We start from the raw sequence: 20,187 nt of genomic DNA, 5'->3' as shown, positions 1-20,187 counted from the left end.
TAGGGGGAGGCATCTATCCACATAAGTTCGATTTGGGTTGAGCTTATTTCTCACTGCCCTGATTCATGCCATCATTTGCCACTTGAATTGCTTGATCGGCCGCTTCTTTATTCCCACCTAAAATCTACCCGTTCTGCTGGGAGCATATTATCATTTTTCACTCATAAATCTCACAGAGTACATCCTCGTAGGTTAAAAATGAGGGGATAGCATGAGAAAAATAAAGGCCCCCTGTCACAATAGACAGCGGGCCATCCGAGGAGATTGTATGGATCAATCCTTTCCCAGGAGAGTGGAAAGGGAACCATAAGGAAAAAGTAAGGATATTCAAAAAACAGTAGCTTTGCCGCTAAAACATCACGCAGCGACTTTGGTCATCTTTTGCTGTTCGGTCAATTCTTCAATGCGATTTTCGAGGATCTCTTGGATTTCGATCATCTCCATCGACATAAGGACACGACCAAGAGAATTGCGGACTTCTTCATAGAGCTTATCAATATGATTGAGTGAGCGTTGCAATGCAATGAGATCGGTTGATTGTTTTAGCTGCTTTTTCCATTCAGCGAAATTTTTAATTTGTTTTTTCATGATGCTTTCTCCTTACATCGGGTAATTTTGTACCCTATTTAAAACCTATGAAAGACGGCGATGACTTTTCCTAGAATTTTGAAATAAAGGTCGTTTTTGCTGATGATGATGGCTGGATAAGCGGGATTCTCTGGTTGCAAGCGGATATGGTCCTTTTCCAAAAAATACCGCTTGACCGTTGCCTCCTCATCAAGCAGCGCAACGATGATGTCATTATTGTTGGGGAAATTCAGCTTTTTGACAAAGATCAGATCATTGTGGCTGATGAACGCATCTTTCATGCTGTCCCCAGAAACACGCAGGATAAAGTCCGCCTTGAAACCGGCAATTTCTGGATCAAAATTTAAATATCCCTCGATATTTTCTTGTGCGAAAAGAGGAGTCCCCGCCGCTACTCTCCCTAAAATCGGGATTCGCGTGCCGCTACTTGTTGCCATCTCCTCCCCTTTGACCACCTCTATACAGCGCGCTCCCCCCCTGAGGTTGCGATTGATATATCCCTTAGCTTCCAAAACATTGAGAATGCGCTGTACATTATACACGGAAGAATAGCCCATCAGATTCATGATTTCTCTGATGGTCGGCGGATAGCCCCGCTCTTCGATAAAATCGACAATGGCTTGGTAAACTTTCCTCTGGGTATCTGTTATTTCCGTCTGCATTGAAAACCTAACGGGTACTTTTGTACCCTGAATATAAGAAAAAAAATCGCAATTGTCAAGCTTTTTTACCAACTCTTCAAAAATAAGTGCGAAAAATAATAAACCCGATCATAGGACAGTGAAGCTAAGCAACAGCTTAAATCGCCTGAATGGCAGAAATTTTACCAATCTCTGAGTTGTGTTATATCATCATCAATCGCTTATCGGGCAAATTTACCGGAATTACGACCATGTTGGTGAAATGAACTGATGACCAACGTGATCAAAAAACACCCCCACGCTGATTTTGGAACCGGCCCTCATATTTCGCCGATCCGATGGTTCGTTGAAAGATAAACTGACAGATTGCCGTACCGGGATGGATCCGAAGCGGCATGGGGCTGAAATTCGTCATCTCCAGTACTTGTTGATTATTTATCCCAGGATGCATGAAGCTTGCGGAAATATGGACGAGCAGCCCTAATCGTGCAAAACGACTTCTTCCTTCTAACCACCCGCACAAGTTCGGAGCCAATTTGATCGTTTCAACCGTTATTCCCAAAACGGTTTCGCCTGGCATCAGAACGATCCCACCTGGTGCGTGAATCAATTCGGTCACTGATTCATAATTGACGGCATCATCGACATCTACGATATCATGAACCTTCTTAAATATGCGAAAATCTTCCCCCAGATGAAGATCAACTGAGCCTGGTCCTACTTTTGTTGGATCAAAGGGGGTGATGGAAATTTCCCCAACTTCAATGGCTTTGAAGATTTCATCTCGTGTCAAAATGCTCATATTGCTTCCTTTTCATTTTTATGTCACACCAAAATTGAAAATTGGGAAGGAAAATAGGAAATTTTTTTCTAGCAATCAAGAGAAATGAACAGCAACCTGATGAACTATTTGGCCCCACGGAAAAGTGCTTGATTTATTATCCAGTTTTAGCTATATTGAATTGAGCAAATGATTGAGTGGGTTTATTGAAATATCTGAGCTAGATTCAGGTTTAGCAAAGGCTAATTGGATTCCTGTAAAACAGGGATACTCGTTCCAATTAATCAATCGCTGTACGAAGTAGTTAGTATGACATGAATTCATCTTTGAATCGCCTCGACTGACGGGCACGGTCGATCCGTGGTCGTTTGTTAAAAAGCAAAGATTGTTATATTTCTGGCTTCCGGCTGATTATCGCGATGGAACCGTTTTAGGATTTGAAGCATGGCAAAAAATAAATTTCAAATCGTGAATTTGGCTGAATTCCACTTCGTGACGTAAGCGGTTCACTCATTCATCATTTGGTTAAATGGAATTAGCCGAGGACAAGTGATAAGGAGATGAGATGAAAACCAAAAATCAGTCACCAGGATTTTCTATCGGTTATTTCAATCTTCTATTGGTCGCGTTGTTGATATTAATTGGTAGTGGAACTGGCTGTCAGAGGATCGAACGAATGAAACCACAGGGAAAAGCAACAGAGCTAAACACGGATGAAGTGATCAAGCGGCTGACCGAGAAATATGGGGCTTCTTCGCTTGCCCGGATTCAGCGCGGGGTACAGCAGGTTGCCAGTTTATGGACCGAAGCAGATGGAAGCAATGAAGAATTTGCGCAATTTTGTGAGGATCAATTTATCGCCGATTCGACGAAATTGCACGAGACTTTGCTTCGATATGAGAAGAATTTGGAGCAAATTTATGGATTGAATAATCGCATGCAGATGGTTCTGCAAGAAGCGATTCAGGTTGATATTGGACCCATTCTTCCTGTAGATTTGCTATTTGCCAATTTCGATCCATTTGCCCATTTGGATGATGATTTTTTTAAGACGAAGCTTGCGATGACTGCCTTGCTCAATTTTCCTCTGTACACATTGGAGCAGCGGTTGCAGTTAGGTAAGGGATGGTCTCGTGAGCAGTGGGCCGCGGCGCGATTGGTACAGCGGTTCGCCCAACGGGTGCCTGGCGATGTTCAGCAGAAAATTTCCGAGGCTTTTGTCGCCGCCGATCACTACATCAGCAATTATAATATCCACATGGGCCGATTGGTTACGCCTGAAGGAGAACGACTCTTTCCCGATGGCCTGAAATTGATCAGTCATTGGGGCCTCCGCGATGAACTGAAAGCCCAATACGCCAACCTCGATGGACTTAGGCGACAAAAGTTGATTCAACAGGTCATGGAACGGATCATTCGGCAGGAAATCCCGCAGGTGGTAGTTGATAACCCGAACGTTATTTGGGATCCCATCAATAATACCGTGGCTCCAGTTCAAGGGGATGCCTCAAAGATCAGCAATGAGCCAGAGCCAAACACCCGATATGATCATTTGCTTCGGATCTTTCGAGCGGAGAAGTCGGCCGATCCTTATTGCCCCAATTTCCCCACCTATATTGAGCGCAAATTTAATCAACAGCGAGAGATTCCTGAACGACAATTTGAGCAGCTTTTGATTTCCGTGCTGTCAAATCCCGTGGCTAAACAAGTGGCAACCCTCATTGAGCAAAAGTTGGGTAGAAAATTGGAGCCATTTGACATCTGGTATAACGGTTTTAAGCCGCGGGGTCAATATGATGAGGCATTTTTAGATTCATTGGTGATGAAACGCTATCCAACCGTTGCTGCTTTCCAGAGAGATCTGCCCAATATCCTGAAGCAACTGGGATTTTCAGCCGAAAAAGCGGCGTTTCTCAGCCAAAAGATCAATGTTGACCCAGCGCGAGGCTCTGGACACGCGGCTGGTGCAATGATGCGATCGGATAATGCACATCTCCGCACTCGCGTCACCCCAAAAGGGATGAATTACAAAGGCTTCAACATCGCTATCCATGAATTGGGCCATAATGTCGAACAAGTTTTCTCATTAAACGAAGTGGATTACACGCTGCTGCAAGGCGTTCCCAATACCGCCTTTACCGAGGCATTTGCCTTTAGCTTCCAATCCCGTGATTTATCGTTGTTGGGACTCAAACATGAAGATCCGATGGCTGATCATCTGAAAGCCTTAGATGCCTATTGGTCCACCTTCGAGATCGCTGGTGTGGCTTTGGTGGATATGTATATTTGGCATTGGATGTACGATCATCCATTGGCGCGCGCCGATGAGTTGAATGCTGCTATACAGGCGATTGCCAAGGAGGTCTGGAACAAATATTATGCTCCGATTTTTGGGGTTCAAGACCAAATTTTATTGGCCATTTATTCGCATATTATCGATGCTGGGCTCTATGTGCCGGATTATCCGCTCGGTCATATCATCTCATTCCAGATCGAGCAATATTTACAGGACAAAAATTTGGCTACGGAAATGGAACGGATGTGCCGTCAAGGGGCGATTACACCTGAGGCATGGATGATGGCCGCGGTGGGACAACCAATTTCAACAGAGCCGTTGATCCGAGCTACAGAGTTGGCGCTGAAGGCGGTGAAATGATCCATTAATGGGTAATCGATGGGTTGGATACGAAGAGCTGAATCCTTTTTGGTTGAAGCTACGCCATTTCCTATGATTCTGTTGTGGAACATTTTTCGTCCTGATCTGAAATTTTCCCCGAAACAATGAACGGATGTGGACAATGCTTGATCAAAACTAAATTCAATAAGCGGATGGAATGCAAAACTGAGGCTAAATATCGGAGGAACTGAAATGGCTGGTTTTGAGGGTATCAAATGGGCAAACACTCAGATGCGTTACAAACTGAAAGACAAAAGCTTCGATACGATGGGAGCTGATGGTAAGGTCTTTGCGGTGTCTCGGTCGATTCATTACGGGTTGTTTTTAGCTTTTGAAGGGATTCGGTTTTTCTGCAAAAAAAATGACCGCGGCAAATATGAGGTGATTTTTTTGAATTGGCATAAAAATCTGGAGCGATTTCAACGAGGGATCGCGTTTAACTTGGGACAGCAACAGCAATGGATGGTCCCAACTATCGAAGAATTGAAAGGGGTTTTCATCCGATATTTTCAGACATCAGCCATGGCGGAATTTTGGGAAGAGATGTCCAATTTAGGGGCCCAGGGCTATCTGAGACCTTTTACTGTTGACGAAGAACAATCCATCGGAGTCACTTTTCCGGGTGATCCCTCCATTCGTGCTGTGGTGTGTCGTTACGATCGGTATTTAGGCGAGCCGTTCAGCGGCGTAGTGGTTCCCAATTTTGTCCGAGCCTGCCAAATAAACGGGACTGGATGTTTAAAATTGGGAATTAATTATTTGATCAGTGTGAAAGCGGTGGATGAGGCGAAAAAGATTTTGCCAGAAGCCGGTTCTGCGCTGTTTTTGGACGATCGCCCTTATGATCCCATCGAGACCCGCAAGATCACAGAATGGGATTCCTCATGTTGTTTGTTCGCATTGAGAGATGGCACGGTCATTAAAATTCCAGAGAGCAATTTGATCTTGCCCTCAGTGACAATTCAAGGCATCTGTGCAATCTTGCGTCAGATGGGCGTGAGCGTGATTGAGCGCGATTTCACTTATGGCGAACTGATCGATCGTTCCCGCAATAACGAAGTGGTTGCCATTTGCAGTATCGGAACGGCCGGAATCCTTAATCGCGCTAAAAAGCTGGTGCTTGTGGATTACTCTGGCAAGATAATTGCAGAACAACGGGCTGATGAAAGCCATCCAATTTACCAAAAATTGGGCGAGGCAAAGCGTTATTATTGGGAGATCTATCAAGAAAAAGTCTCAGTTCCCGACGATTTGTGGCTAGAGAAGTATGAAATTTAGCCAGCGATCGTCAGAAATCGAGCACCTGGCTTGGAATTAGAAGCCAAATTATATGAACGGATGACACTCATGCGCTGAGGCTCAGCAGCGATTTAATCAATTCACATCATAAGCAAAATAGGAGAATCTGCATGAACAAACAGGGAGCGATTTTAACGTTGTTGAACGTTACGGCTATGGCGGACGGGAAAGTCACTGAAGAAGAAAAACAGATGATATTTGATGTCCTCCAGAACGAGCTCGAGTGTACCGAAGAGGAAGTGAGGCGCGGTCTGGAAGAAAATACCAGGCTGTTAAAGGAAAATACCACTAAAATGGTCAAAGAGGCGGTAATGGTATTGCGAAATCAGTGCACGGTCAATGAAATGAAAAAGATCATCAAGCTGGTGAAAGACATGACCATGGCTGATAAAGAGCTTGATTCGCGTGAGGTTCTGATCGTAGAACTGTTAACTCAGCTTACCTCTTGATGGAATCGACGAGTTTGGTGAATGCGAAAACAGCAGATTGCTTGTTCTAGATTCAGGCCAGGCGACTTTCGGTCGAAGCAATCTGATTGAATTACAGAACCCGAAAAGATTGCTTCGCTTCTCTCGGAGATGCCTCATGAATGAATAAATGATTTTGTTGTAAAAGATTGGTGCGATTAGATAATCGAGATTAAATTTGCTTAATGATAATTATGATTGAGATCAACCAACATGGGTAATAGTTTTGGTAATTTATTTCGGATTACGACTTGGGGGGAGTCGCATGGTAATAGTATTGGTGTGGTTATAGACGGCTGCCCTCCAGGGATCGAGATCTCTCTGGATTACATTCAGCGAGAGCTCAATCGTCGTCGGCCTGGGCAAAGTGCGGTATCGACCGCCAGAAATGAGCGGGATCGCGTTCATTTGCGCTCTGGGGTAATCGATGGGATTTCAACTGGGATGCCGATCGCTTTGGAACTATTTAATGAAGATGTCGACAGTGCCAGTTACGACCCATTCAAACATAAGTGGCGTCCGGGACATGCTGATTTTACTTATGAAATGAAATATGGCATTCGCGATTACCGTGGCTCGGGTCGGGCATCAGGGCGCGAGACAGCGGCTCGTGTGGCTGCCGGAGCTGTGGCCAAGCTGATTTTAAAACGATTTGACATTGATATCTATGCCTTTACTCGGGCAATCGGCCATGTGGTCGCTCAAAAAGTCGATCGTTCCATTATTGAGACGAATATCGTCCGTTCTCCCGATCCAGATGTCATCGATAAAATGGTTGAATTAATCCAACAGGTCAAAAACCAAAATGATTCGATCGGGGGGATTGTTGAACTGCGCATCCTAAATTTGCCAGCAGGGTTGGGCGAGCCTGTGTTCGATAAGTTTCATGCTGTGATGGCGTTCGCGATCATGGGCCTCGGAGCCGTGCGCGGGGTGGAGATCGGCGATGGCTTCGCGGTCGCTGGTTACACTGGTTCTTATAACAACGATATTTTTGAAAAGAAGCAGAATAGAATTGGCACTCATACCAATCACTGCGGCGGCGTATTGGGCGGGATTACCACTGGTGAAGAGTTTATCTTGCGCGCTGCTGTCAAGCCGCCTGCTTCGATTGGTATCGAACAAAAGACCTTGGATGATCAGGGTAATCCGACTACAATCAAAATTCAGGGACGACATGATCCCACTATCGTCCCCCGCATTGTACCGGTGGTTGAAGCGATGGCAGCGATTGTTACTGTGGATTTCTTGTTGCGCCAGCAGAGTATCAGGTTGCGAATGAAATAATTACCAATACAAAGAACCCTCAAGAGTTATAGTTCGCCATTAAAGCACTCAGCCATGAGGGAGGGCTGAAGATTATTTTTGGTTTCATGCAAGCATTGGCCCTTTTCTCATTCAAAATTGCCTCTTTGCTCAACAAATGCAGTTCCTCCATAAGAAAAATGATCTGGCTCATCTTTCCTTTGGTCATGATTTATCACTATAAAAATTAGCGCTTGACTTTTAACAAAAATTGGTTTACTTTAGGCTAAATTTTTTAGCCTATTGTTTGAGCCCAGCGACTTTGGGGGATGATGGAAAATTCCATTGCTATCAGTTTTGATACATCATTTTTAAAGCTTCTATGCGCGCATGGGTCGCAGATAATGGGTTGGTGGTATCGCAAGCGCTGGCTCGATCGAACCCTACCTTAAAATCTATTGATGGAGGCAACGGAAGATGAGACGATTTAGGTGGAATTTTGCTCGCTTAGCACGAAACGTCCTTTTTAGTTTGAGCATTTTAATCAATTTGGGGTTTGCCCAATTTCAAACAGCAACGAACCAGGATTCCGACGATTGGATTGATGGTCGACCAGATGGATGCACGACGATTACCGTTGGGAAAAAGGCGTCAGCCGAGGGATGGGTGACCACTTCCCACACTTGCGATAGCCATCGCAGCCGCTCGTGGTTGGATATCATCCCAGCGAAAAAACACGAGAGGGGTACAACCGTGATGATGTTTAAACGTGTCAATGAAGATTCTTTGGCTATGCCAGCCTATAAATATGTCCCAACTGGGGAAATTCCACAAGTCGAGCATACTTATGGCTACATTAATACCGCATATCCCTGCATGAACGATCAGCAGTTGGCAATAGGAGAATCGACGTTTGGTGGGCGAGCCTCGCTTCGATCCGATAAGGGGCTCATCGATTGTCAGCAATTGGTGCGATTGATGATCGAACGGTGTCGTACAGCGCGCGAGGCAATTCAATTAGCTGGCGAATTGACAAAACGGTATGGATATAATGATGCCGGGGAATGCCTCACCATCGCGGATATCCGGGAGGTGTGGCATTTGGAGATTGTTGGGCCTGGCAAGGATAAAATCGGTTCAATTTGGGTGGCGCAGCGCGTGCCAGATGATCACGTTTCGGTCAACGCCAATGCCAGTCGGATCCGACAGATCGATTTGAAGAACCGGGATTATTTCATGGCCTCAGATAATGTATTCAAGGTTGCACAGGACAGCGGTTGGTGGAACCCCAAGCAAGGGCCGTTTGAGTTCTGCTATGCTTATGATCCTGACGGTCGAACGTCTTTGGCTGCTCGCCGGCGCGAATGGCGGGTGTTGGACCTGCTGGCACCATCGCTCAAACTCCATCCCGAATCGGAAAATTACCCCTTTTCCGTCAAGCCAGACACGCTAGTGACCTTATCCAAATTGATCTCCATCTTTCAAGATTATTATGAAGGCACAGATTATAATTTCATCAAGAACATCACTACTACCGATGCGCAGGGCAAGACTGTTATCTCCCCGTTGGCCAATCCGTTTATGCCGTATGATATGAATTTGATTTTTAAAATTAATGGTGGCTGGGGCTGGCGCGGCGAACGAACCATCGCACGCTGGTACACCATGTATGCGACGATCACCCAATCGCGTGAAAACCTGCCGAACCCGATCGGCGGAGTCGTGTGGCTGGCGTTGGATAATGTGGCGACGTCTATCTATGTTCCTTTCTATTGTGGTATCACCGATGTGCCTGCCTCCTACAAAGTAGATGGCCGAACCACAGGTTTCTCGCGCGATTGCGCTTGGTGGGCATTTAACTATACTGGTACGTTGGCAGCCCAACGCTGGGGCGATATGCGCAAAGACGTCGCTAAGGTCTGGCAGCCCCTGCAGAGCCAACTTCTTAACCAGCAGAAGGATATCGAAGCTCAAGCGCTCGCCCTTTTCAATAAAAATCCAGATGAGGCCCGCCAATTCTTGACCCAATATACCATGAGCTGGGGCGAACGGGTTGTGAAAACCGCATGGCGATTGGGCGATGACCTCTGGACTAAATACGATGAAAAATTTTAATTGAAAACCATCGACCTAGCACGTTGAAGAGATGTTATTGTCATCTGGCAGAATTGAACACCCAAAAAGTACATAATGCAATTACAAAAGCCTCACTGGCTTTTAGCGCTTCTTGTCGCAATTCCACATGCTGCAAGACCACTGAATAAGAAATAATGAAGGAGGACTCGATGACCAAAAAATTGATTTTTATCTCGCTAATTATGATCTTGGTTAGTAACAGCCTCTTGGTAGCTCAAGAGAAGCAGATCATAATTCCAAAACCTGTTCCAGGAAGCCCATTCGTGGTAAATGATAAAGACGACCTGTTCGGCAAATCCTGGCGATTTTATCGGGATGGCTACGCGGATTGGGCAGCCGATAGTCTGCGGAAACTACTGGATCTCTCTGGTTTCGTGATGAGCAAAAATCATTATTATATCGTCGTTGCCAATTATAATGTGGCGGAGACCGTCATCGGGATGTTCCATGGCAGCGATTCGTTTCTTTCCACCCGTCTTTACGGCCTCAAAGCCGATTCGCTCTTTTACATTTTCATCAGCCGGGACGATACAGCGCGACATTATCTCTCCACGGTGATCACTCGAAAGGGATCGTACTTCGAAGAAAATTTATTAAATTTTCTGTTGCTCTTTCCGATCATCGGCGCAAGGGCTGAGGTTCGTGGCGAAAATCTCACCTGGATCGATGTTCGAAAATTCGAAATTCCCAAAAAATTTCAGAAATATTGTGATATTTCGATCATTGTCAAAAAGAATTTCTATGATGATCGCTTCCTCGCCCGAGCTGTGTTCGATAATTCATCATTGGAAAAATGGAGCTATGGCATTGCCACGGCCATCACCACCATCAATGATGTGGACATCATCGTTGATGGAGGAAGAATTGTGGTGCGGCCCAAGCCAAGAGGAGATCTGGCTACGTTCGGTGTCATTAACTATCATTTCAAGGCGGTGGATACTAAGGCCAAATCCATGGCAACATCTTTCCACCTACTGGGCGGTTTGCGCATCTCGACCACCATCGAGCCGATCTTAGGGATCGGATTCGGCCTGCCCGCTGGGTTCATCGACATCCATTTCTTTGGCGGCTACAGCGTTGAGTTCACTCAGACTTTAAAAGCTGGCTATACCATCGGTCAGACCATTGCCAATGATGTGGATCCGTTCAAATTGAAAATCAGAGGAAAACCGAGGCTGGGGATTGAAGTGAAATTTCCATAGCAGCAGCTTCACTGCCAGTAGAGACAGCTTTTATTTCGCCCACAAAACAGGAAGCGACTGAAAACTTGCCCCACTTTTGTGGGCGAAATCGATTCCACTTTTGGAAAATCGCCAGACGACCGTTGAGGTTACAACTGGCGGGCTAAAGGGTCAGATTTTTAAAATTCAAGGTGATCTGGGCGATCGTTTCAAATTTGGATCTCACCTTGCTCAACTCTTCCCCGCGGCGATAGATATCCTTATCCAATCTGCCCGATGGGTCCAATTCGCTCAGCACATTGGGCTGGTTGAAGTTGGGATGTTCCTTGGCATACGGCCAGAGCCGCAACGAGCCGCCGGTGATCTCATCGATCAAGAGCACCTCGCCATTGATTATTCCGTACTCCAATTTAAAATCGACCAATTGAATATTGAATTGCGCGAAAGCTTGTTCCAACAAAATAAACACGCGTTCGTTTGTGGCTCGCATGATCGCATATTCTTGACTGTTTTTGTCGCGAATCAAATGATCAATAAATCCATTGTCCAGCATCGGGTCGTGCAAAAAATCGTCCTTGTAGTAAAATTGGGTGATCGGGGGGTCGAACCGTGTGCCTTCAGCGATCGAGCTCCATTTCAATATCGAGCCCGTGGCAATTCGACGTGTGACGACTTCGAGGTTGATTTTTTGATCGAGCTTCCTCACGAGGCTTACCTTTTGTTCTGGGCTGGAAATGTAATGGGTTTTTACTCCCATCCGATTTAGGTATTCAAAAATATCCCGATTGGTCTGCCAATCGAGCAACGCCTTCCCTTCCAGTATATCATGCTTTGCCCCATCGCCAGCCGTAATATCGTCTTTGAAAACCATGAACACGGTTTGGGGATCATCTGGGTTTTCATAGATAATTTTGGTTTTGCCCTCGATAATTTTCTTGAATTGAGAGAAATTCATCCTTAATGCTCCCATGAAAAATCAATTGGAAATTTCGCGGTTGTTAGAACTGCATGATGGTCCCTGAGCAGAACTCGGTTTGTTAAGGTTACTTTTTGAAATTAAACCGTGGTATATTAAATAATCTTGGTTGAAAAAGCAAGTCAAAAATTTGATTCAAAAAAATTCTCATGGGAACAAGCTCCAATTCAAAGATTAAAAGTGGGGTTAGAACAAATTAAGTTGGGGACTATCGACAGTAAACTGAGTATAATGATTTGGCATCAATGTGCTGCAGAGAGAAATCGGAATCATGGGCCAAAATGGCAGAAGATCGCGCAAGACGGTAGAACGGTGAGAATTGTTGAGAAATAATGAATCGGATGGTTTGAAAGCAGGATCTAATACCATGCGGTTAGTGTGTTCGAGGAGATGAATACCAATGAGACTAAAGAGAAGTGAAATGATCGCTGGATTGAGAAAATGGTTGACTGCTTATTGGTTTGTGGTGACTTTAGTGGTCATGATAGTGCTGATCATTTTGATTGAATCGACAGGAATTTCACGGTCTGTGAGCAGCCCGACGATACTTTGGATTGGTGGAGTGCTCTTGATCCTATCGCTACTGGTCGCGCTTTGGGAACCGCGGAGGCTATATGGCCGGCGTGTCGTTTCAGAAAAGCATATTGTTCAAATGATCAAGCAATGCGCGACAGATGGAGAGCGGTTGGTGCTATTTCGGATTATTAGCTCTCCTCTGAAGCTTCATCAGGATTTATCAGCAGTCATTAGGGCGCAGAATGGTTGGGATTTTGTGCTATATTCGATTGCTAACCCATGGTCAGATCTGCAGCGTCTTGCTGAACAGATCGACACGCTCTATTTAGCGCAACCGGTCGCTCGTACAGTTTTTGGGATAATTGAAGCAGGCTGGTCTTGGCAAAAGGACGTGATCATTTTAACTCAGCTTCGGTCTCTATTTGAGACCATGCCAGATCAATCCTGGCTCAAAACCGAAGTGTGGTTCGAGGCAAAAAAGGATATCTTGTTCGCCGCCGAATCAGATTGGAGCCACCGAGACAACCGAAGTTCTGGTGAATCGAATAGAATTTGGAAAGTTTACGAGTCCCCTAAAAAGGCGAAAGGCCTATTTCAAAAATTGCAAAAGGAACTCTGTCAGGCCAGAACCGTCACGTGGGCGATTTGGTCCCAAAATGAATGGCGCACTATTGATATCCGTTCGGTTCGGAGTTCAATCTTGGGACATTTAGGTGCACGGTCGACGAGAATGTTTCGCAAATTCAGCCGCGATGGGCTGCGGAGGTGGTTCCGTTCCGCAGATAAGATGGCCATTGCTGTCGGGTTTATCGGTTATATGCTTTCTCCGTTCTCTCCCTATAATGATTTGATTGTCAACGTGCTTCCATCGTTCATTTTGGCCTCAATTACGGTCTATTTTATCGATATTTCCCTGACAACTGCCATGCTGGTTTATTATATTGGCAGTAACCTGCTTGGCATTGTTTTGTTATTGTGGGCGGTTAAACGCTTATCCATCGATTTCACAGCTCGGCTATCAAAATTGCAGAAAATCGCTATTGTGGCTTATATTTTGGGGATTACATTAGTAATGTCCTTGTTGGACCTTGAGGGGGCAGCAAAAAAGATCTATCAATTCCTTGGGCAATAGGATGGTTCGGGCTGGGGAATCAAAAAAATTTGCCGGGGATAGATCGAATTCTGCACGGCTCATTTTTGTAATGCATTAAGCTGGTCGTTTTGGTCACTAATTGATCACCAGGTCATCGTTTTTTTCAATCTCGCCGCATATCTTCGGCTCATGACAAATGGCTTTTCAATGTCGCGTACATAAACGAGATGGGTGTAATTCCGGCATTTTTTCACCTGTTCCACATATTCAAAATTGACAATGGTGGAACGATGGATACGGACGAAATATTCCTCTGGAAGGATTTGCTCCCATTGCTGGAGCGTTTTGCTCACGAGTTCTCTGCTTCGTCCCTTGTAATAGATGTATGAATAATTTCCCTCAGCCACGATGCAGCGCAGCAGCGGCAGTTTGATGAATTTTAGCGATCCACTAACTAGCACGTAAAGCACATCGTCATAGTTCAGTTTGCTGCTTTGAGTAGTTGAGTAGCTGTCACTCGCGAGCACCCGTTGAATGGTTTTGGCCAAACGATCTTTTTGGATCGGTTTCAGCAAATAGTCCAGCGCATTGACTTCGAACGCCTTCAGCGCATATTGATCATAGGCTGTAACAAAAATGATTTTGGCATTGATATCCGTCTGTTCTAACAGGTCAAATCCGCTGGCACCGGGCATTTGGATGTCCAGAAAGATCACATCTGGCGCTTCTTGATGGATGAGTTCAATAGCTTGCGGCACGTTAGCCGCTTCTCCAATAACGGTTAACTCGGGATAAGGGGTCAAAAGTGCCTTTAACTCCTCTCGCACCAGCCACTCGTCATCGACAATGATCGCTGTCACCGGCTTATTCATGATTTTCTCAAAAAATAGGTAATATTGAAGACAAGTCCAGAAAACGATCCAAATTGTTTTAATCGACCGATCTCCAGCAAGTTCCAATTGATCGATAATTTTCTTTTTTCTGTGATTTCGGTTAGATCAATTATGTCGAGCGAGTCATCAGATATTTTGAATTGAATCAAGTCAGCGATTTCTAATGAAATTTTGAATCAAAAGATTTGTTTCTCTGATTATCCCTGATCCAGTTTTATCTCAAAATCTCTTAAGAGATTCAATCAATCAGATGATATTCTAAAAGCCGTTATTTTGGATGACCTGTTGGTACCAATGGGCCGAGCGTTTTGGGATCCGCTGTCCGGTCGAAAAATCAATGTAATGAATGCCGAATCGTTTGGTGTAGCCCGATGTCCATTCGAAATTGTCCATAAATGACCAGAGGAAATAGCCGGTTAAATTCACCCCTTGCTGGATCGCGTGATGGCACTCGCGAAGATATCCGGCAAGGAACTCGATCCGTTGCGGGTCATCGACCTTCCCTTCGACGAGATGATCATCGAAGGCACAACCATTTTCAGTGAGCACAATCTCTGGATGCTCATAACGCGCATCAATCCATTGCAGCAGTTTGCGGCACCCCCATGGAACGATCGGCCAACCCATTGCGGTTTTTGACCAATTCGAATCTGCGGAAAGTTCTACCTTAGAGTCATTTGCAAGGCCGGCGTTCAATTGATAAAGGTCTGGTTGCTGAGGCGTTCTCGCATTGCTGGCGTACATAGTTGTATAGTGATTTAATCCGAAAAAGTCATTGCTGCCTTGGATCAGGCGTTGTTCATCTGGTGAAAACTTCGGCAAGCGCTCGCCGAGACGCTGACGCATCACCTCGGGATAATCGCCAAAATAAATTGGGTCAGCAAACCAGCCTAAGAAAAACTCCAATGATCGCTGCGCTGCCGCCCGATCTTCATCGCTATCAGTTTTCGGTTCTCGCCAATCGCAATTATTGGTAATTCCAATCCGACCGTTTTGATAGTGGTATTTCGTCCGATACAACTCGACCACTTTAGCGTGGCTGCGCAGCATCTGATGACCAGCCTGATAAGGCTCACTGTTAGAAATTCTCCCTGGGGCAAATATGCCTTGACCGAATCCCAATATTGCAGTCACCCATGGCTCATTAAAGGTGATCCAGTTTTTTACCCGATCGCCGAAATGAGAAAAACAGATATCGGCATAGTCAACGAAAAAATCAGCGATTTTGGGGTTGAGCCAGCCATCAAACTCCAGTTGTAATGCCAATGGAAAGTCCCAATGGTATAGGGTCACCCAAGGCGTGATATTATGCTTCAAAAGCTCATCGATTAAATCTGAATAGAATCGAATGCCTTCAGGATTGGGCTTCCCATAGCCTGCTGGTTGAATGCGAGGCCAGGAGATCGAAAAACGATAAGCTGGGAGTCCCATAGCTGCCATGAGGGCTACGTCCTCTTTATATCGATGATAATGATCGCAGGCGACATCGCCAGTGTGACCATGCAAAATCTTTCCAGGAATGTGGCTGAACGCATCCCAGATGGAAAGCCCCTTCCCACCTTCAAGCCAAGCACCCTCGATTTGATAGCTGGCGGTGGCGCAGCCCCAGGTGAAATTAGATGGAAAAATGATCATGCCGTGTCATCCTTTATTGTTAATTTTTCACTATGAATGAAAAATAGCAAACATATTGCTCTGCAAGCAAATCGCATATATAGGCCTATTAATTTGGCATAAAAAAATTGAAAAGAGTTTTCTTTTATTCTGCTAATCAAAGCAAATAGTTCCCCAAAAAATGGCAATCGATTGGACCTTTTATCACCTGTTCTTTGTCTATCCGTTGTAAAAGGAAGGAGGGACTCAATCATGCATCAATCTAGCAATTTGCCAACCACCGCATTCTCTCGGTTCATGAACTTGGGATATTGTTTGGGCTTGATTTTTGAAGCAATTTTTGTTATCTTTATTGCTCATGGACAAGGTTAAGGGTGTATGGATTTATCGTTATTCCTCTGCTGATGTTCAGGGAGTTGATCGATCACTTGCCCCAGCCTGCCTGCAAATCATTGATGGAAAGTCCACATTCGATGATATGAAAGATCAAATTCGAAGGAATTTTGCCATGACCTCCAAACAACGGATGTTAGCAGCAATTACTCGGAGCATCCCTGATCGTCTTCCAGTAACTACGCATCACGTCATGAAATATTTTTTGGATCGCTATATGAACGGCATCTCTTATGATGAATTTTTTGACTATTTCGGTTTGGATGCCATTCGTTGGGCGGTGCCTCACAAACCTGATGAAAGCAAGGGCTATTATTACGATACCAATCAACCGCAAGTCGATTTCTGGGATAGCAGGCGAATAATTTCCGATCAATGGCAAATTACCTCTGAACCAGTTCCTGATGATCAATATCAAACCATTCGCTATTATATTAAAACGCCTAAGAAGACATTAACCATGGTGACCCAATCAAATGTTCATACTACGTGGGTAGCAGAGCATTTGGTTAAGGAAAAATCGGATATCGATATTATCGCGGAATTCGCAACTGCACCGCTCTGCGATGTCGATGCGGTCAATCAGATTGCAGCCGATTTCGGTGAACGCGGATTGGTTCGAGGTCATATCTGCTGTTTTGACATTTATGGTCAGCCGGGCTGCTGGCAGGATGCTTGTTGTCTATATGGGACTGAAAAAATGATCATGGAAGCCTATGATGATCCAGAATGGGTGCATACCTTTTTAAAAATTCTTCAGCAAAGGAAGATCGTTTTTATTGAATCTCTGAAAGGTGCAAAATATGATATTTTAGAATTAGGTGGCGGCGATGCCTCAACAACGGTCATTTCTCCGCGTTTGTTCAATGAATTTGTCGCCCCTTACGATAATGAGCTGATCCGATTGGCTCATCAGGTTGGTCAACGGATCGTCTATCACACCTGCGGCGGAATGATGCCTATATTGGAAGATATTGCAGCAATGGAACCGGATGCCATGGAGACTTTTACGCCCCCTGCGATGGGCGCGGATGTTGATCTGGCTGAGGCAAAACGCCGGATCGGAGACAAGGTCTGCATGATCGGTGGCTTCGATCAATTTCATTTTTTCATCGGTTGTACTCCAGAGCAGACCCGTGCCGAGGTCCGTCGCTGCTTCGAAGCGGCTGGGGCCAATGGTGGCTATATTCTCTCCCCGTCAGATCATTTCTTCGATGCAGATATCGAGCTGATTCAGGCGTATGCCGATGAAGCCAGAAAATGCCTATACTGACCCATTTTTTATTGTCGGCATGTGCAACTTATTTCATCAACTCCAAATTTATCGACAAGATCAGAATCAAAAAGGAAGCATAGGCAATCCCAAAGCAAAAAAGCTAATCGATCTATTTTGGGAAATTCCGCCATACAAGGAATGTTAATCTTGGGTTGGTTGGCCACATAAAAAATGCGTTTGATATTCATCTCGCTTGGCTATCCGATACCGAAAGCCCTCCATAACGGCAAGCGAAGATGCAACGATATTAAGAAAGACGATACCCTTGAGTGTGTTAGGCCGAACAAATCAGATGAATCCGGTTTATTTTCTGAGGTTGCTGAAATGCCCCTCCTTGAAAAAATTCCAATAAACAATATCCAAATTTCAAATAAATTTCAATATTCAAATTTTCAATGTCCCGAACATTCGACATTGATTCAGGATGTTAAGTCGATCGCACCTATCCGATTCGCACAATGAACACCTAAATTGATCCTGCTCATAAAACCATCTCTGGAAAATTTCAAAAAATTTCTTGATTTTGCAAAATAACTTGGTTATATTGCAATTGAAATAAAATTTAACCTGCTTAAATTCAAAATGTAGTTTGATTAGCGGGACATTGTCATGCTAAACATGCGTATTTTTGAACTGCAAAATCCCTGGAGATTCGGAAAGCCATTTTTTGATGAAAGCAGCTATATTCCTCGCCTCATTTTTGATCGAATCAAACACTGGCTCGATGAGGAAGACATTCTGGTACTTTTGGGGGCCAGGCAGACGGGCAAGTCCACGTTGATTTATAAATCCATTGATGAATTACTAAACCGCCAGATCGATTCCGCCAATATTTTCTATTTCAATCTCGATAATTTATTCATCCATGAATTTCTAAAAGATATTCCCAGTCTGTTGGATTTCATCAACGAATTTGGTATACCAGAAACCAGGAAGTATGTTTTCATTGATGAAATTCAACGCTTGGAAAATGGTGGCTTATTCTTGAAACAGTTGTATGACCTTCATTTGCCGCTAAAGATCATTGTTTCAGGCTCCTCGACGCTGGAAATCCGCTCGAAAATTAAAGAAAGTCTCACGGGAAGAAAGAAAGTTTTTGAGGTATCGCCCCTGTCCATCGTCGAGCTGAATCAATTTGAAAAACAGATCGATACCAATTGGACGTTGTTGGATTTAAAAATTCTGACTCAGAAACATCAATTTTATTCAGATCATCTTTCTGCCTTGGGGCGCCATTTGATTTCATTCGGAGGATACCCTAAAGTTTATTCCCGCAAAGCGACTGATGATAAAATTTTTGAATTGCAGGAAATCTACGATTCCTATCTTCAAAAAGACATTATTAATTTCTTAAAAATTCCAGATCCAGAAGCGTTCAACAAATTACTGCTGTTGTTAGCCCATCAGGTAGGCAATATCATTAGCATTCAGGAATTAGCGACTTCCCTTCAGATCGGTCGGAACGTCGTTCAAAACTACTTGAACTATATTGCAGCAACTTATGTGGCACACATTACCCTTCCTTTTTACACGAACAAGCGACAGGAGGTAATCAAGTCACCCAAAATATATTTTCTAGACAACGGCTTTCGGAATTTGCTGGTCGATAATTTTAATAATATTGATCTGCGCACGGACAAAGGCGCTCTGGTGGAAAATTTTGTGTTTCAAGAGATGAACAAGCAGCTCCCCTTTAACACCACGATCAAATTCTGGCGCACCCAAAATATGGCAGAGGTGGATTTTGTTCTGAGCCGTTCAGATAAAATTATTCCGATCGAAATCAAAAGCAGTCTTGTTCAGCCGCTAACGGGCAAACCATTTGTCAGCTTTATCAACAAATACAAACCGAAATATGGCTTTATCTTGAGCGAAAATTATATTGATTCAAAACAAATTGAAAATTGCCAGGTCTATTTTTTGCCGTATTTTTGGTTTTTACTAATGTTCGAGCAAGTGCTGTATCTGTTGGATTAGCATTCTAGCATGAAAAAATTCCAATAGTCAAAATCCAAATTTCAAATAAATTTCAATACCCAAATCATCCAATAACCAAAACAGCCTCGTGCTTCAAAACTCTTCGGTTGGAAATCAAATTTTGGTGATTGGATTTTATTTGGAAATTATTTCTTGTGATTTGGAATTTTTCAAACACACCCAATTCCCAATCCCACATCCCGCATCACCAATAGAAACCTCCTCAAATTTATAAATTTCCTATCCCCTCCTTTTCAACCAAAAATCTCCCGTTATCACACCGAATCAAAATCTTCGCATGCACCCAGCCATCCTGTTCAAACAGGTGGAAAGTGAATCGGTCGGGGAACATGAGTTGTAACCGCTGCTTGATATTCTCTAAGGATGTTCCATGGGCGTCCTTTTTTTCTGGTGAAGACTGGGCTGAATCGATC

16 protein-coding genes are annotated in these 20,187 nt (G+C 44.3%); 9 read left to right on the top strand and 7 right to left on the bottom strand.

Translation table 11 applies throughout. The features are described from left to right. Positions 1-357: 357 nt before the first annotated feature. The 3 genes from ONB37_16305 to dcd form a co-directional block, all read right to left on the bottom strand. Positions 358-588: a hypothetical protein gene (locus ONB37_16305; GenBank protein ID MDZ7401719.1), complete on the bottom strand. Its 231-nt coding sequence runs from the start codon at positions 586-588 to the stop codon at positions 358-360. A gap of 38 nt (positions 589-626) precedes the next feature. Beyond that, positions 627-1,250 (bottom strand): transcriptional repressor LexA, encoded by a 624-nt coding sequence (lexA, locus tag ONB37_16300; protein ID MDZ7401718.1) that lies wholly within the window; start codon positions 1,248-1,250, stop codon positions 627-629. A 262-nt stretch (positions 1,251-1,512) separates the two neighbouring features. Then, positions 1,513-2,031 (bottom strand): dCTP deaminase, encoded by a 519-nt coding sequence (dcd, locus tag ONB37_16295; GenBank protein MDZ7401717.1) that lies wholly within the window; start codon positions 2,029-2,031, stop codon positions 1,513-1,515. Between the two features lie 544 nt (positions 2,032-2,575). Here dcd and ONB37_16290 point away from each other — a divergent pair. The 6 genes from ONB37_16290 (at position 2,576) to ONB37_16265 (ending at position 11,036) form a co-directional block, all read left to right on the top strand. Continuing rightward, positions 2,576-4,666 carry a hypothetical protein gene (locus ONB37_16290; protein ID MDZ7401716.1) on the top strand — a complete coding sequence of 697 codons (2,091 nt, stop codon included), beginning with the start codon at positions 2,576-2,578 and terminating at the stop codon, positions 4,664-4,666. 213 nt (positions 4,667-4,879) lie between these two features. Continuing rightward, positions 4,880-5,965 (top strand): hypothetical protein, encoded by a 1,086-nt coding sequence (locus ONB37_16285; GenBank protein MDZ7401715.1) that lies wholly within the window; start codon positions 4,880-4,882, stop codon positions 5,963-5,965. A gap of 131 nt (positions 5,966-6,096) precedes the next feature. Then, on the top strand, positions 6,097-6,435 hold the full coding sequence (locus ONB37_16280) for a TerB family tellurite resistance protein (protein ID MDZ7401714.1): 339 nt from the start codon (positions 6,097-6,099) through the stop codon (positions 6,433-6,435). Positions 6,436-6,666: 231 nt separating this feature from the next. Continuing rightward, positions 6,667-7,740: a chorismate synthase gene (gene aroC, locus ONB37_16275; protein MDZ7401713.1), complete on the top strand. Its 1,074-nt coding sequence runs from the start codon at positions 6,667-6,669 to the stop codon at positions 7,738-7,740. Positions 7,741-8,175: 435 nt separating this feature from the next. Further along, positions 8,176-9,813, top strand: coding sequence for a C69 family dipeptidase (locus ONB37_16270; GenBank protein ID MDZ7401712.1), 1,638 nt, complete (start codon positions 8,176-8,178; stop codon positions 9,811-9,813). 170 nt (positions 9,814-9,983) lie between these two features. Beyond that, positions 9,984-11,036, top strand: a complete 1,053-nt coding sequence (locus tag ONB37_16265; protein MDZ7401711.1) for a hypothetical protein — start codon at positions 9,984-9,986, stop codon at positions 11,034-11,036. A gap of 142 nt (positions 11,037-11,178) precedes the next feature. On the opposite strand, the gene ONB37_16260 is transcribed toward ONB37_16265, so the two are convergent. Next, complete coding sequence (locus ONB37_16260; protein ID MDZ7401710.1) at positions 11,179-11,970, bottom strand: phosphoribosylaminoimidazolesuccinocarboxamide synthase; 792 nt, start codon at positions 11,968-11,970, stop codon at positions 11,179-11,181. Positions 11,971-12,391: 421 nt separating this feature from the next. Between ONB37_16260 and ONB37_16255 the strand changes: the two genes are divergently transcribed. After that, positions 12,392-13,639, top strand: coding sequence for a hypothetical protein (locus ONB37_16255; protein ID MDZ7401709.1), 1,248 nt, complete (start codon positions 12,392-12,394; stop codon positions 13,637-13,639). Positions 13,640-13,743: 104 nt separating this feature from the next. Here ONB37_16255 and ONB37_16250 read toward each other — a convergent pair whose 3' ends face one another. Both ONB37_16250 and ONB37_16245 read right to left on the bottom strand, forming a co-directional pair. Beyond that, positions 13,744-14,472, bottom strand: coding sequence for a LytTR family DNA-binding domain-containing protein (locus ONB37_16250; GenBank protein ID MDZ7401708.1), 729 nt, complete (start codon positions 14,470-14,472; stop codon positions 13,744-13,746). A 279-nt stretch (positions 14,473-14,751) separates the two neighbouring features. After that, positions 14,752-16,128 (bottom strand): GH1 family beta-glucosidase, encoded by a 1,377-nt coding sequence (locus ONB37_16245; GenBank protein ID MDZ7401707.1) that lies wholly within the window; start codon positions 16,126-16,128, stop codon positions 14,752-14,754. 487 nt (positions 16,129-16,615) lie between these two features. Here ONB37_16245 and ONB37_16240 point away from each other — a divergent pair, with 487 nt between their 5' ends. Next, on the top strand, positions 16,616-17,773 hold the full coding sequence (locus ONB37_16240; protein MDZ7401706.1) for a hypothetical protein: 1,158 nt from the start codon (positions 16,616-16,618) through the stop codon (positions 17,771-17,773). A 612-nt stretch (positions 17,774-18,385) separates the two neighbouring features. Beyond that, positions 18,386-19,753 (top strand): ATP-binding protein, encoded by a 1,368-nt coding sequence (locus ONB37_16235; GenBank protein ID MDZ7401705.1) that lies wholly within the window; start codon positions 18,386-18,388, stop codon positions 19,751-19,753. A 229-nt stretch (positions 19,754-19,982) separates the two neighbouring features. On the opposite strand, the gene ONB37_16230 is transcribed toward ONB37_16235, so the two are convergent. Further along, the coding region (locus ONB37_16230) for a hypothetical protein (GenBank protein ID MDZ7401704.1) at positions 19,983-20,187 on the bottom strand (205 nt) is incomplete at its 5' end.

The sequence above is a fragment of the candidate division KSB1 bacterium genome, from assembly GCA_034506395.1.
Classification (GTDB): domain Bacteria; phylum Zhuqueibacterota; class Zhuqueibacteria; order Thermofontimicrobiales; family Thermofontimicrobiaceae; genus Thermofontimicrobium.
Note: the sequence above shows the minus strand (reverse complement) of the source record. Positions and strands in the feature narration are given on the sequence as shown.

Bases quoted from the DNA above. Each gene is read 5' to 3' on its own strand.
- dcd (MDZ7401717.1), bottom strand. From the start codon at position 2,031: ATGAGCATTTTGACACGAGATGAAATCTTCAAAGCCATTGAAGTTGGG.
- lexA (MDZ7401718.1), bottom strand. From the start codon at position 1,250: ATGCAGACGGAAATAACAGATACCCAGAGGAAAGTTTACCAAGCCATT.
- ONB37_16265 (MDZ7401711.1), top strand. From the start codon at position 9,984: ATGACCAAAAAATTGATTTTTATCTCGCTAATTATGATCTTGGTTAGT.
- ONB37_16250 (MDZ7401708.1), bottom strand. From the start codon at position 14,472: ATGAATAAGCCGGTGACAGCGATCATTGTCGATGACGAGTGGCTGGTG.
- ONB37_16285 (MDZ7401715.1), top strand. From the start codon at position 4,880: ATGGCTGGTTTTGAGGGTATCAAATGGGCAAACACTCAGATGCGTTAC.
- ONB37_16280 (MDZ7401714.1), top strand. From the start codon at position 6,097: ATGAACAAACAGGGAGCGATTTTAACGTTGTTGAACGTTACGGCTATG.
- ONB37_16245 (MDZ7401707.1), bottom strand. From the start codon at position 16,128: ATGATCATTTTTCCATCTAATTTCACCTGGGGCTGCGCCACCGCCAGC.
- ONB37_16240 (MDZ7401706.1), top strand. From the start codon at position 16,616: ATGACCTCCAAACAACGGATGTTAGCAGCAATTACTCGGAGCATCCCT.
- ONB37_16260 (MDZ7401710.1), bottom strand. From the start codon at position 11,970: ATGAATTTCTCTCAATTCAAGAAAATTATCGAGGGCAAAACCAAAATT.
- ONB37_16290 (MDZ7401716.1), top strand. From the start codon at position 2,576: ATGAAAACCAAAAATCAGTCACCAGGATTTTCTATCGGTTATTTCAAT.
- ONB37_16305 (MDZ7401719.1), bottom strand. From the start codon at position 588: ATGAAAAAACAAATTAAAAATTTCGCTGAATGGAAAAAGCAGCTAAAA.
- ONB37_16255 (MDZ7401709.1), top strand. From the start codon at position 12,392: ATGAGACTAAAGAGAAGTGAAATGATCGCTGGATTGAGAAAATGGTTG.
- ONB37_16270 (MDZ7401712.1), top strand. From the start codon at position 8,176: ATGAGACGATTTAGGTGGAATTTTGCTCGCTTAGCACGAAACGTCCTT.
- aroC (MDZ7401713.1), top strand. From the start codon at position 6,667: ATGGGTAATAGTTTTGGTAATTTATTTCGGATTACGACTTGGGGGGAG.
- ONB37_16235 (MDZ7401705.1), top strand. From the start codon at position 18,386: ATGCTAAACATGCGTATTTTTGAACTGCAAAATCCCTGGAGATTCGGA.